Below are 13,444 nucleotides of genomic sequence, written 5' to 3'. Positions count from 1 at the left end.
TAGCAGGTGTTCGATGGCAACTCTCCCGGTACTTCCCCTGACCGACGCCGTGCTCCTGCCCGGCATGGTCATCCCGGTGACCCTCGACCCGACCACCCAGGCCGCCGTCGACGCGGCCCGCGCCACCGGCGAGGGCAAGCTGCTCGCCGTGCCCCGCCTCGACGGCGAGTACGGCCCCGTCGGCGCGGTCGCCACCATCGAGAAGGTCGGCCGGCTGCCCAGCGGCGAACCGGCCGCCGTCATCCGCGGCCTGTCCCGCGCCCGGATCGGCTCCGGCGTACCCGGGCCCGGCGCCGCCCTCTGGGTCGAGGCGACCGAGCTCGACGAACCCGCCCCCGCCGGCCGCGCCCGCGAACTCGCCCGCGAGTACCGCGCCCTCATGACGTCCGTGCTCCAGCAGCGCGGAGCCTGGCAGGTCATCGACGCCATCGAGCGGATGACCGACCTCTCCGAGCTGGCCGACTCGGCCGGCTACGTCTCCTGGCTCAGCCTCGCCCAGAAGACCGAGCTGCTCGCCGCGCCGGACGTCACCGCCCGGCTGGAACTGCTCGTCGGCTGGGTGAAGGACCACCTGGCCGAGCAGGAGATCGCCGAGCAGATCAGCACCGACGTCCGCGAGGGGCTGGAGAAGTCCCAGCGGGAGTTCCTGCTCCGTCAGCAGCTCTCCGCCATCCGCAAGGAACTCGGCGAGGACGAGCCGGACGGCTCCGCCGACTACCGGGCCCGCGTCGAGACCGCCGAGCTGCCCGACAAGGTCCGCGAGGCGGCGCTGCGCGAGGTCGGCAAGCTGGAACGCGCCAGCGACGCCTCCCCGGAGGCCGGCTGGATCCGGACCTGGCTCGACACGGTGCTGGAGATGCCGTGGGGCACCCGTACCGAGGACGACACCGACCTGGCCGCGACCCGCGCCGTGCTCGACGCCGACCACGCCGGCCTGGCCGACGTGAAGGACCGCGTCCTGGAGTACCTCGCTGTGCGCAACCGGCGGGCCGAGCGCAACCTCGGCGTCGTCGGCGGTCGGGGCTCCGGCGCGGTGCTCGCCCTTGCCGGCCCGCCCGGAGTCGGCAAGACCAGCCTCGGCGAGTCGATCGCCCGCGCGCTCGGCCGCAACTTCGTCCGCGTGTCCCTCGGCGGTGTCCGCGACGAGGCCGAGATCCGCGGCCACCGGCGCACCTACGTCGGCGCGCTGCCCGGCCGGATCGTGCGCGCCCTGCGCGAGGCCGGCTCGATGAACCCGGTCGTGCTCCTCGACGAGGTCGACAAGCTCGCCGCCGGCTACTCCGGCGACCCGGCCGCCGCCCTGCTCGAGGTGCTCGACCCGGCGCAGAACCACACCTTCCGCGACCACTACCTCGAGGTCGACCTCGACCTGTCCGACGTGCTCTTCCTGGCCACCGCCAACGTGGTGGAGGCCATCCCCGGCCCGCTGCTGGACCGGATGGAGCTGGTCACCCTCGACGGGTACACGGAGGAGGAGAAGGTCGCCATCGCCCGCGACCACCTGCTGCCCCGGCAGCGGGAACGGGCCGGGCTCACCGCCGAGGAGATCACCGTCGCCGACGACGCCCTCGCCCGGATCGCGGGCGAGTACACCCGCGAGGCCGGCGTACGGCAGCTCGAACGGGCGCTGGCGAAGATCCTCCGCAAGGTCGCGGTGGCCCTGGCGACCGACCCGGCGCCGGTCCGCGTCGACACCGGCAACCTCGCCACCTACCTCGGGCGGCCGAAGTTCACCCCGGAATCGGCGGAGCGGACGGCGGTGCCCGGCGTGGCCACCGGCCTGGCCGTCACCGGCGCGGGCGGCGACGTGCTCTTCATCGAGGCCACCAGCATGGAGGGCGAACCGGGGCTGACCCTGACCGGCCAGCTCGGCGACGTCATGAAGGAGTCGGCGCACATCGCGCTGTCGTACCTGCGCTCCAACGGGCGCCGGCTCGGACTCGACCCGAACGCCCTCGCCGGACGGCGGATCCACCTGCACGTGCCGGCGGGCGCGGTGCCCAAGGACGGCCCCAGCGCCGGCATCACCATGGTCACCGCCCTCGCGTCGCTGGCCAGCGGCCGACCGGTGCGGCCCGAGTTCGGGATGACCGGCGAGGTGACCCTCTCCGGCCGGGTGCTGCCCATCGGCGGGGTGAAGCAGAAGCTGCTCGCCGCCCACCGGGCCGGCCTGACCGAGGTGATCATCCCGGCCCGCAACGAGCCGGACCTCGACGACCTGCCCGCCGAGGTCCGGGAGGCGCTGACCGTGCACACCCTGGCCGACGTCGCCGACGTGCTCGCCCTGGCGCTGCGCCCGGCCGACGCCGACACCCGCCCCGACCCGGCGCTCGCCGCCGCCTGAGGTGTGAGGAAGGGCCCCCTGCTAACGCCTGGTGCATGGCAGGGGGCCCTTCCTACGTGCGGGGTCAGCGGCGGTCGCGGCGGTCGAAGTCCCGGTCGCGGCGCTCGCGCCGGTCGGCCCCGTCGAAGCGGCGCTCGCCGCCGCCGTCGCCGTCACGGTCCCGGCGTACGGTCGCCTTGCGGCCCTTGATGGTGCTGCCACGCAGCCCGGCGATCACCTCGTCGGCGACGCTCTGGGGCACCTCCACCAGCGAGAACCGGTCGGCGATCTCGATCGAGCCGATGTCCCGGCCACTGACCCCGGTCTCGCCGGTGATCGCGCCCACCAGGTCCTGCGGGCGGACCCCGGCGCGCCGGCCCAGCCCGATGAAGACCTGGGTGGTGCCGCCGGTGCGGGGCCGGGCACCGCCTCGGCGCTCGCCCCGGCCACCGGCCTCCGGCCGCCCCTCACGCGGGCCCCGGACGGGAACCTGGGGGATCTCCTCCTCGTCGTCCGAGCCCGGCGACGTCGCCTCGTGCGCCAGCTTCACCGCGGCGAGGGCCACCTCCACCAGGTCGAACTCGTCGGTCAACGACTCGACGATCGCCCGGTACGGGTCGAGATCGTCCTCCAGCAGGCTCTCCCGCAGGGCGCCCTGGGTCAGCTCCAGCCGCCGGGTGCGCATGTCCGCCACCGTCGGGATCTTGTCGATGGCGATGCGCTGGCCGGTGACCCGCTCGATGGTCTTGAGCATCCGGTGCTCGCGCGGCTCGGCGAGGGTGATCGCCACGCCCTCCCGCCCGGCCCGGCCGACCCGGCCGATGCGGTGCACGTACGACTCGGGGGCCGACGGGACGTCGTAGTTGACCACGTGGGTGAGCTGCTCGACGTCGAGGCCGCGGGCGGCCACGTCGGTGGCCACCAGCAGGTCGGCGGTGCCCGTGCGCAGCCGGCCCATCACCCGGTCGCGCTGCTCCTGGCTCATCCCGCCGTGCAGCGCCTCGGCCCGGTAGCCCCGGCCGTTCATGGTCTCGGTGAGCCGGTCGACCTCCTCGCGGCTGCGGCAGAAGACGATCGCCGCCGTGGGGGACTCGACGTCCAGCACCCGGCCCAGCGCCGCCGGCTTGTGCGCCCGGGCGACGATGTACGCGCTCTGCCGCACCCGGGGCGCCTCGCCGGCCACCGGCTGCTCGCGGGCGATGAGGATGCGTACCGGGTCACTCAGGTGCTTGCGGGCCAGCCCGTCGATACGCGCCGGCATCGTCGCCGAGAAGAGCACCGTCTGGCGCTGCTCCGGCGCGTGCTCCAGGATCGCCTCGATGTCCTCGGCGAAGCCCATGTCGAGCATCTCGTCGGCCTCGTCGAGCACGACCGTGGCCAGCGAGCCCAGGTCGAGCGTGCCCCGGGCGATGTGGTCCAGCGCGCGGCCCGGGGTGGCGACCACGACGTCGACGCCGAGGTCCAGGGCGCGCAACTGCCGGCCGATCGGCTGCCCGCCGTAGATCGGCAGCACCCGCGCGCCCAGATCCTTGCCGTAGCGGTGGAACGCCTCGGAGACCTGCACCGCGAGCTCGCGGGTGGGTACCAGCACGAGCGCCACCGGGGCGCCGCCGGGCCGGTCGTCGGGCATCCGCTGCAACAGCGGCAGCGCGAAGGCGGCCGTCTTGCCCGTACCCGTCGCGGCCTGGCCCAGCAGGTCCCGACCGGCCAGCAGGGGTGGGATGGCCTCCCGCTGGATCGGAGTGGGCTCCTCGTAGCCCAGGGCGGTCAGCGCGCCCAGCAACTCGGCGCGTAGTCCGAGGTCCGCGAAGGGGCTCGTGTCGTCGAGGGCGTCGGGGCCGGGCTCGGTGGGCGGGTCGTGCCGTACGGGTGCGGAACTCATGCCGTCAAGCTTTTCATCACCGCCGCGACGCCGTTTCGCCGACCGGCACAACGAGCGCCCGCGCGGGTCCGGCGGGCGCCCGTTGCCGTGCTGCGGCGGGCTAGCCTGGCGGCGTGCGTACGGTCGAACTGGTCTGCTCGCCCGACCTGGAGGCCGCCGTGCGCGGCGCCTGGGAACGGCTGGCCGCCGTGGGGCTGCCCAGCCTGGCCCGCAACGCCCACCCGACGAACCGGCCGCACCTGACCCTCGCCGCGGTCGACGAGTTCCCGCCCGGCGCGCAGCGGCGGCTGGCCGACCTGTTCGACGCGGGGCTGCCGCTGCCCGTGCGGCTGGACCGGATCGCGGTGCTCGACGGCAGCGCCCCGCTGGTGTGGCTCGTGCACCCGTCGCCGGAGCTGACCGCCCTGCACGCGTCGGTCTGGGACGTCCTCGCCGCGGCCCCGGGACAGCGTCCCTGGCACGCGCCGGGGCAATGGCGCCCGCACCTGAGCCTGGCGCTGCGCTTCCGCGACGCCGATCGCCGGCTGGCCCGCGCGGTGGCGGGCGTCGACCGTCCCGACGGGGCCTTCGTCGCCGGGCGCAGCTACGACGGACAGAGCCGGACGGTCAGCCCGCTCGGCGGCGCCGACCGCCGCACGTGACCGCCGGGGGAGCCACGTCGGCCCCGCCGCCGGCCGCCGCACGTGACCGTCGGGCACCGCAGGTGACCGCCGGGTGCCCCGCCGCCGGGCGCCTGGAACGGGATCGGGCCCCCACCGGACGGTGAGGGCCCGATCGTGTTCGGGTCAGCGGTGGAAGCGCAGGTAGTCGAAGTGCGCGGTGACCGCCGGGTCGGCGCCGCCGTGCGCGACCAGCCCGATCCGGGGGGTGGTGTCGGCCGGGAAGGTCCACACCCCGCCCCACGTCCAGTTCCGCCCGTCCCGGCTGGAGCCGGCCCGGAACTCGTGCTCGCCGGTGGCCGGGTCGACCCGGTGCGCCAGCCGCAGCCAGGTGGTGGTCGCCGGGGTGCCGACGATGTTGCCGCCGTAGACCGGCTGGCCGGCGAAGGGCAGCTCGTAGCCGTACTCCACCTGCCTGGTGTTCCAGATCGCGACCTGCGCCAGCCGGGCGAAGCGGTCGTCGTCGACGTAGGCGACCAGCCCGGCCTGCTGGTAGTTGCGGACGGTCTCCTCGCCGAGGTCCAGGGTCACCTTCGTCTCCACGACGTAGTCGCCGCGCGGCGCGTCGCGCAGCAGCACGCCGGCGGTGTTGCCGGTGCCGGTCAGGTCGGCGCCCTGCACCGGCCAGCGCAGCGCCCCGCCGGACACGGTGGCCGCCGGGTCCGGCCGGACCCACCGCCACACCGGGTCCAGCCCGCCGGTGAACTCGTCGGAGAACGCCGGCAGCAGGCGGCCCGCCCGCGGCTCGGCGACGGCGTGGCGCACCGGCCGGTGCAGCCGGGCGCCGCTGACGTTGTCGAACCCGGCGGCCCCGCCGGTCGCGGTGAGCGTGAGCCGCCCGGCCACCGGCCGCGCCAGCCGCAGCGACACCACCGCCAGCTGGTCGCCGAGCCGGGCCGGGCTCAGCTCGGCCACCAGGTCCCGGCCGCGTACCTCGACGGCGAGATGGTGCCCGGCCGCGGCGTCGAAGCCGGCGGGCAGCGGCGCGCTCGCGGTGCGCCCGCCGTCGGCGACGACCAGCCGGCCGGCGGCGGCGTCCACCCGCACCGAGACCCGGTCGCCGAGCGTGAGCCCGGCCGCCCCGGCGGCCGGAAGCCGCAGGTCGGCCTCCGCCCGCAGGTCCCCGCCCACGGTCGTACGGCTGGTCAGCGCGCCGCTGCCGGTGAGCCGGCCGTCGGCGACCCGCCAGTCCCCGGAGCCGCGTCGCCAGCCGGCCAGCCCGGCGTCGAAGCGCTCGTCCACCCGGCCGGTGGTGACCGGCGCGGGCCGGGGACCATCGGAGGGGCCGGCACCGGCGTTCACCGTCGGCCAGCCGTCGATCCAGTCGAGGCGGTCCAGCAGCATCGGCCGCTCGTTGATGCCGAACGGCTCGTCCAGGTACGGGTCGGCACGGTCGATCGCGTGGTAGACGATCCAGTCCTGGCCGGAGAGGTCGGTGAGGAAGCCGTTGTGGCCGGTGCCGATCCACCGGTTGCCGTTCTGGGCGAGCACCGGCGTGCCGCCGGCCCGGGAGGCGGTCAGCGAGATGCCGTCACGGTCGACGAACGGCCCGCGCGGGTCGCGGGACCGGCCGACGTGCACGGAGTAGCCGGTGGCCGGGCCGGCGCAGCAGTTGGCCGTGGAGGCGAACAGGTAGTACCAGCCGTCGTGGCGTACCACGTGGCTGCCCTCGAACTTGTTGTCGACGGCGACCAGGGTGGGTGAGCCGACCGCGCGCAGCCCGTCGGCGGAGAGCTCGGTCACCGAGATGCCGCCGTAGTAGCTGCCGTGGTAGAGGTAGTGCCTGCCGTCGACGTCGGTGAACTGGCTCGGGTCGATGGTCCACAGCCAGCCCCCGCCACCGCCGGGGCGGGGCGCGACCACGGGCTCGTCGGCGAAGGTCCACGGGCCGGTCGGGGTGGGCGCGGTGGCCGCCCCGACGGCGAAGTCACCCCCGTCGGGGGACACGGTCGTGTCGGTGACGGTCACGTACATGACCCAGCGGTCGCCGATCCGGCGCACGTCGGGGGCCCAGAAGCCGGCGCCGGGAGCCGCGTACGCCGGGCGTTGGCCGGCGCCGAAGGCGTCTCCGACGTACGTCCAGCCGACCAGGTCGGTTGAGCGGGCGATGGGGACCCCGTGGAACGTCCCCTCGCCCTCGCGCAGCGGGTCGGTGGTGCCGTACGCGTACCAGAAACCGTCCTCACCGCGGACGATCACAGGGTCGGCGAAGGTGTCGGCGAACCCGGCCGAGACGGGGTTGCGGTAGCGGGGCTCGGGTGCGGCGGCGGCCGGCGCGGACGCCGCCGCGGCCAGGACCAGACCGACGACGGCGGCGAGCGCCCCGGCGCGGCGGAGATGTCGCATCAGACCTGCCTCGGGTGCGGGAGTTCGATCAGGATCGGTGCGAGTCCGTTTGTACAACGATGCATACAACGTTGTAAAGACTCGACGAACGTTCGGCGGGCGCCGAAGGGCGCCCGTGTCAACATGGGGTGGTGACCACCGCCACCACGCGGGGCCGGGCCCTTGCCCGGCTCGCCACCCTGCTCGCCGACGACACCCGGGCCACCATCTGCCTGGCCCTGCTCGACGGCCGGGCGTGGACGGCCGGGGAGTTGGCCCGGCTCGCCGGCGTGGCCCCCTCCACGGCCAGTGACCACCTCACCCGCCTGGTCCGGGGCGGCCTGCTGGTCGAGGAGCGGCAGGGCAGGCACCGCTACCTCCGGCTCGCCGGTCCCTCGGTCGCCCAACTCGTCGAGGACCTGGCCGGCCACGCCCCCGGTCGGCCGGAGCCGGCCCGCTCGCTGCGCGCCGCCCGCGCCGGCGCCGCCCTGGCGTACGCCCGCACCTGCTACGACCACCTGGCCGGACGCCTCGGGGTGCTGCTGCGCGACCGGCTGCTGGCGCGCGGGCTGCTCGACGACGCCGGCGGGCTGACGCTGACCCCGGCCGGGCTGGGCTGGCTGGACGGGTTGGGGGTGCCCCTCGACCCGCTGCGGTCCGCGCGCCGCCCCCTCGTGCGCGACTGCCTGGACTGGACCGAGCGCCGCCCGCACCTGGCCGGTGCGCTCGGCGCGGCGCTGTGCGGCCGGTTCCTCGACGCGGGCTGGCTGGTCCGGGGCGGCGACCGGTCGCTCCGGCTGACCCCGGCCGGCGGCCCGGCGCTCGCTGCCGCGTTCGGCCTCGCCCCGGCCGACCTCGCGCCGGACGCGGCGCCGGACACCGGCGGCGGCCGCGCCTGACTGCCGCGATGGGCCCGAAGCGCGAGCCGCGCGACACGCCTGTTCCCGTCGGTCGGTGCGTCACGTGCGGGGTCTGTTCGGACGGCACGTCGAGGCCGGCCCTCGGGAGACCCGGCGGTCTCGCGCCTCTCGCGTCGCATAACTGGCGGTGATGATTGGGGATTGTTGCTGACCGTAGTGGTCGACGCTCCGGCCGCGTGGGTCCGTCGAACCCCTTTGCTCTGCACCCATCGACGCACCATCCCTCTGAGCTGGCCTTTCCTGAAAACGTGGCGGCTCTGGGGGTGCACGCCCTTGCTTACATTCCGTAGCTTGTGCGTCTGAGCATGCAAAGCAAAGGGGTCGAGAGCTGCGGCATCCGCCCGGCACGTCCGGGATCTTGGCGCACAACGGCCGCCCCAGGGGCCCTCCCTTACCAAGATCTCCCGCCTCCCCGGGCAGCCCGGGTCGATCATGCAATTGTGGCGTCCCGATAAGGTGCGATCCCGGACACGACGCCCACCACAACTGCATGATCGAAGCCGGCCTGCAGCGCCGCCGACGACGGCCGTACGGATCACGAGGGCCACCGCCCGTCGTACGCGGAGCTAATTACGCTGAGTATCCGTCGGCAATGTCAGCCCACGCTCCGACGCGGCGGCCGGTGGCGCGGCCGACGCGCGCCCTGGTGTCCACCGTGCTCGGCTGGTGCGAAGGCGCGGGTTCCGGTCCGCTCGGCCCGCGGGTCGTGGCGCCGCTCGTGCCCGGTGGCGGACGTTTCGGGGGCGGCCGAAGTATCGCGGCCCTACCGTCGTCCGGTGACCGTCGACGACCTCGTGATCGCGCCAGCGCCCGACACCCCACCGTGCGGACCGCCCACCCGTCACCCCGACACCGGTTGGACGGTGACCCGCCACGCCGACGTGTGGGCGGTGCTCGCCGACCCGGCCTGTCAGGTGCCCGTCGTCCCGGGTGGGGCGCCCGGCACGCTGGCCTGGCTGCGCGGCACCGTCAGCCGGTTCAGCGCCCCGCACCGGCACCCGGCCCGTCGGGCCGCCGGGGTCGCCGCGCTGGCCGCGGTCGACCACGACGAACTGCGTGCCGCCGCGGCCCGGCTCACCGGGGAGGTGCTCGACCGTGCCGGCGACCGGCTGGAGGTGATGTCCGGGCTCGCGCGCCACGTACCGCTGCGGGTGCTGGCGGCGCGGCTCGGGCTCGCCGATCCGGTGGCGGCCGTGCCGGCGGTGACCGCCGTGGCGGCGGCCTACCACCCCGGCGCCGACGCGGCGCGGGTCGCCGCAGCCGACCGGGCGGTCTCGGCGCTGCTCGGGATGACGCCGCCGGGCCCGCCCGAGGCGGTGGCGAACCGGATCGGGCTGCTGGTGCAGGCGTGCGACGCGACCGCCGGGCTGATCGGCGCCGCGACCGGCCACGGTCTGGCACTGCCCGCGACCGTGTCGACCGGCGACCTGGTCGCCGAGGTGCTCCGGCTCGACCCGCCGGTGCGGGGGACCCGGCGGGTCGCGGTCGCGCCGACACGGCTGGCCGGCCGCGACCTGGCGGCGGGCGAGGAGGTGCTGCTGCGCTTCGACGCCGCCAACCGGGATCCCGCTGCGCACGCCGACCCGGACCGGTTCACGCCCGGCCGGCCCGGCACGGCACTGACCTTCGGCGCGGGACCGCGCGGCTGCCCCGGCGAGCGGCACGCCGTGGCCCTGGCCACGGGGGTGGTGCGGGTGCTGCGCCACCGCTGCCGGACCGTGCCCGCCCCGCTGACCCACGAACCACACGCGCTGCTGCGCGTCCCGACGACGATCGACTTGGAGATCCGATGAACGAGCGCTGCGCCGCCTTCCACGCCCTGCACCACGCCGACCGGCCGCTGCTGCTGCCCAACGCCTGGGACCACGCCAGCGCCGCCGCGTTCGTCGCGCGCGGCCATCCGGCGGTCGGCACCACGAGCCTCGGCGTCGCGGCGGCCGCCGGCCTGCCGGACGCGGCGGCGGCCACCCGGACCGAGAACGTCCGGCTGGCCCGGGCGCTGCGCAGGCTCCCGGTGCTGCTCAGCGTCGACGTGGAGGCGGGCTGCGACGACGACCCGGCGGCCGTCGCCGACCTGGCGGCCGAACTGGCCGCCCTGGGCGTCGTCGGGATCAACATCGAGGACGGCCGCGCCGACGGCACCCTCGACCCGACGGAGCTGACGGCGGCCAAGGTGGCCGCCGTCAAGGCCGCGGTGCCGGACCTGTTCATCAACGCCCGCACCGACACGTGGTGGCTCGCCACGCCCGACCCGCTGCCCGAGAGCCTCGCCCGGGCCCGTGTCTACGCCGCCGCCGGGGCCGACGGGATCTTCGTGCCCGGGGCGCCGGACGCCGACACGATCGCCGCCCTCGTCGCGGGGATCGACGCTCCGCTGAACGTGCTGTACCGCCCGGGCGGGCCAACCCTCGACGAATTGGGGGCGCTCGGCGTGGCCCGGGTGAGCACGGGCTCGCTGCTGTTCCGGGCGGCGCTCGGCGGGGCCCTGGACACCCTGGACGCCGTCCGCTCCGGCGCCGCGCCGCATCCCGAACCGCCCTCGTACGACGAGGTGCAGCGGTTGAGCGTGGCGTCCCGGCCATAGCCGTTCGTGCCGGGCCACGCGCCCGCACCACCCTTTCGATGAGGATAAGAGGATTGTTCGGACTCATCCCGCCACGTCTGATTACGGTGTGCTCAGGGCGATGCACACAGTGAGGACGTGACGGGAGAGAGGACCCGACCATGCGAGTGCCCAGCCGAAGCCCGGGACAGCAGCCCGGCTCCTCCGTCACACCCGCCGCCCCGGCCCGGCGGCGCGCGTTCTCCACCCCGACGCGGCCCGCCGCCGCGCCGGACCTCGACGCCTACCGGGCGGCCGTGGCCGAGCTGCTGGTCGAGGTCGGCGCCCTGGCCGGCGAGTCCTGCACCGCCGCCCGGCAGGTGCTGATCGACGACCGGCTGCGCGAGCCCGCGATCGCCGCCGTGCTCGACGCCACCCCGCAGGGGCTCGTCGGCGCCCGCGAGACGCTGCTGCTGGAGATGGCCCGCTACCAGCCCAACGCGCGCAGCTCCGCCGCCGACCTCACCGCGCTGGTCCGGATCTACCTGCTCTCCCGCGTCGACGTGATGTGGTGGCGCGACGCCCCGACCTACCTCACCGACGCCCAAGTCGACGCCAGCCCCGAGCTGGTCGACCTGGAGTGGCTGCGCCGCCGGGACCTGCTGCGCTTCCGCTACACCGAGCAGCCGACGACGCCGCTCCGCCGCGGGCTGCGGGCGGTGCGGCGCCGGCTGCGGCCCGACGCCACGCCGCGCACCGCCGGACTGCGGTTCCGGCGGGCCCGCCGCGAGATGGTGGCGCTGCTCAACGACGTCGCCCGGCAGTTCGCCGCCAGCACCCCGCCCGCCACGCCGCCGCTGTGGGTGACCAGCCTGGTCCGCAGCGCCGAGCACCAGCACCGGCTGCGCCGGCTCGGGTACGCCGCCATGATGCCCAGCGGGCACTGCCTCGGCTGGGCGGTCGACGTCGAGATGGAGTGGTTCGGCCGCTTCGGCGCGCGGGACACCCTGGCCGAGCTGCTGCTGGCCCGGCAGCGGGCCGGCGAGGTCAACGTGGTCGACGAGGGGCAGGCCTGGCACGTGTGCCTCGCGCCGGCGGCGCGGCGGCGGCTGCGCCGGGCGTACGAAGCCGAGATGGGGGTCTGAGCCGATGTGTGGCATCGCGTTGAGTCTCGGCCCCGAGGCCGATCCGACGATCTTCCGGCGGATGCTCGCCACCCTCGCCCCACGCGGCGAGGTCACCGAGACGCGCTACGAGAACGGCCTGCTCACCGGCACCCGTCGGCTGCCGATCGTGGACCGCGAACGCGCCGTGCAACCGTGGGCCTCCGCCGACGAGCGGTGGCTGCTCTGCTACAACGGCGAGGTCTTCAACCATCCCGAGCTGCGCGCGGAACTGGTCCGGCTGGGACACCGCTTCCGCGGCACCGGCGACACCGAGGTGGTGCTTGCCGCGTTCCTGCAGTGGGGCGAGGGCATGGTGACCCGGCTGCGCGGCGAGTACGCCTTCGCCCTCGTGGAACGGGCCACCGGCCGGGCCTACCTGGTCCGGGACCCGCTCGGGGTCAAGCCGTTGTACTGGGCCCGGACGCCCGGCTGCCTGCACGTCGCCAGCGAGGTCAAGGCGCTGGTCGGGCACCGCGTGCCGATCGTCGAGGTGCCGCCCGGACACCACGGCTGGGTCGAGCCCGACGGGCCGGTCCGGCTGCGCGCGTACGTCGACCTGCTCACCCTCGGCGACGGGCTGCCGGTGGTGGACGACCCGGACGAGGCCGCCCTGCTCGTCCGTGCCGCCCTCACCGACAGCATCCGGATGCGGGTGGACACCGACCTCACCGTCGGGGTGGTGCTCTCCGGCGGGCTGGACAGCTCGCTGGCCCTGCTGCACGTGCGCGAGATGCACCCCGACTGCGTCGCCGTCACGGTCGGCGTGCCCGACAGCCCCGACGTCGCGTACGCGCGGCGGCTCGCGAAGGACCTGGGGGTGCCGCACGAGGTGGTCGAGCTGCGCCCGCGCGACATCCGGCTGGCCGACATCCGGGAGGCCATCCGGATGTCCGAGCTGACCGAGTACGGCGACATCATCAACGCGGTGGTCACCGTGCCGCTGTTCCGCCGGCTGCGGGAGCTGGGCGTGAAGGTGGTGCTCACCGGCGACGGCTCCGACGAGCTGTTCGGCGGCTACCCGATGTACCACGAGGTCGGCCCCGAGGCGTCCCGCCGGCTCTTCCTGCACAAGATCCGCAACCTCTGCCGTACGGAGTTGCAGCGCGTCGACCGGGCCAGCATGGGGCACGGGGTGGAGGCCCGCGTGCCGTTCCTCGACCTGAGCCTGGTCGAGCTGGCGATGCGGCTGCCGATCGGGCTGAAGATGCGCGACGGTCAGGAGAAGTGGATCGTCCGCCGGGCCTTCGCCGACCTGCTGCCCGACTACGTCCGGCGCCGGCCGAAGAACCCGATGTCGTACTCCTCGGGGCTGCACGAGCGGGCCCGGCTCTACAAGCCGCTCTTCGCCCGGCTGCACCGCTCGTTCGGCTACCACCTGCTCGAACCGGTGCGCCGCGACTTCGACAGCGTGCTGACCCGGTGCGGCAACGACCTGGACCGGGCCATCGCCGACGGCCGGGCCCGGCCCGACTACACCCTGCTGGAGCACGCCCGCGACCTGGCCGGCGCGGCCAAGTGGAACGCCGCCCCGATGGTGCGTCGGCTGGTCGGGCCGCGCCGCACGCGGGGCGACGAGGCCCCGCTACCGGGATGAGCACCGGGTGAGCGGATCCGGGTCGGGTCGGCG

9 protein-coding genes are annotated in these 13,444 nt (G+C 75.4%); 7 read left to right on the top strand and 2 right to left on the bottom strand.

Annotation, left to right across the window (positions count from 1 at the left end; all coding sequences use genetic code 11):
- The first annotated feature begins 13 nt into the window (after nt 1-13).
- Nucleotides 14-2,344 (top strand): endopeptidase La, encoded by a 2,331-nt coding sequence (gene lon / locus AC0OO9_RS00935; RefSeq protein ID WP_484514789.1) that lies wholly within the window; start codon nt 14-16, stop codon nt 2,342-2,344.
- Nucleotides 2,345-2,408: 64 nt separating this feature from the next.
- Here lon and AC0OO9_RS00930 read toward each other — a convergent pair whose 3' ends face one another.
- The gene (locus tag AC0OO9_RS00930; RefSeq protein ID WP_484514788.1) at nt 2,409-4,205 is read right to left on the bottom strand and encodes a DEAD/DEAH box helicase; all 1,797 of its coding nucleotides are present in this window, start codon (nt 4,203-4,205) and stop codon (nt 2,409-2,411) included.
- A gap of 113 nt (nt 4,206-4,318) precedes the next feature.
- On the opposite strand from AC0OO9_RS00930, the gene AC0OO9_RS00925 reads away from it, so the two are divergent.
- Nucleotides 4,319-4,846 (top strand): 2'-5' RNA ligase family protein, encoded by a 528-nt coding sequence (locus AC0OO9_RS00925; protein ID WP_484514786.1) that lies wholly within the window; start codon nt 4,319-4,321, stop codon nt 4,844-4,846.
- A 144-nt stretch (nt 4,847-4,990) separates the two neighbouring features.
- On the opposite strand, the gene AC0OO9_RS00920 is transcribed toward AC0OO9_RS00925, so the two are convergent.
- On the bottom strand, nt 4,991-7,210 hold the full coding sequence (locus AC0OO9_RS00920) for a glycoside hydrolase family 43 protein (protein ID WP_484514784.1): 2,220 nt from the start codon (nt 7,208-7,210) through the stop codon (nt 4,991-4,993).
- 131 nt (nt 7,211-7,341) lie between these two features.
- On the opposite strand from AC0OO9_RS00920, the gene AC0OO9_RS00915 reads away from it, so the two are divergent.
- The 5 genes from AC0OO9_RS00915 to AC0OO9_RS00895 all read left to right on the top strand — a co-directional run bounded on the left by AC0OO9_RS00915 (nt 7,342) and on the right by AC0OO9_RS00895 (nt 13,411).
- A complete protein-coding gene (locus tag AC0OO9_RS00915) occupies nt 7,342-8,088 on the top strand; it encodes an ArsR/SmtB family transcription factor (RefSeq protein ID WP_484514782.1) in 747 nt (248 codons plus the stop codon).
- Between the two features lie 797 nt (nt 8,089-8,885).
- Complete coding sequence (locus AC0OO9_RS00910) at nt 8,886-9,902, top strand: cytochrome P450 (protein WP_484514780.1); 1,017 nt, start codon at nt 8,886-8,888, stop codon at nt 9,900-9,902.
- Entirely contained in the window at nt 9,899-10,693 is a 795-nt protein-coding gene (locus AC0OO9_RS00905; protein WP_484514778.1) for an isocitrate lyase/PEP mutase family protein, read from the top strand. The genes AC0OO9_RS00910 and AC0OO9_RS00905 overlap by 4 nt, the downstream gene beginning before the upstream one ends.
- Before the next feature lie 140 nt (nt 10,694-10,833).
- Nucleotides 10,834-11,796: a DUF5715 family protein gene (locus AC0OO9_RS00900; protein ID WP_484514777.1), complete on the top strand. Its 963-nt coding sequence runs from the start codon at nt 10,834-10,836 to the stop codon at nt 11,794-11,796.
- 4 nt (nt 11,797-11,800) lie between these two features.
- A complete protein-coding gene (locus tag AC0OO9_RS00895; protein WP_484514775.1) occupies nt 11,801-13,411 on the top strand; it encodes an asparagine synthetase B family protein in 1,611 nt (536 codons plus the stop codon).
- Nucleotides 13,412-13,444 lie beyond the last annotated feature (33 nt).

Source organism: Micromonospora sp. USAFONa4, assembly GCF_057197825.1.
This window is presented reverse-complemented; position numbering and strand designations above follow the sequence as displayed.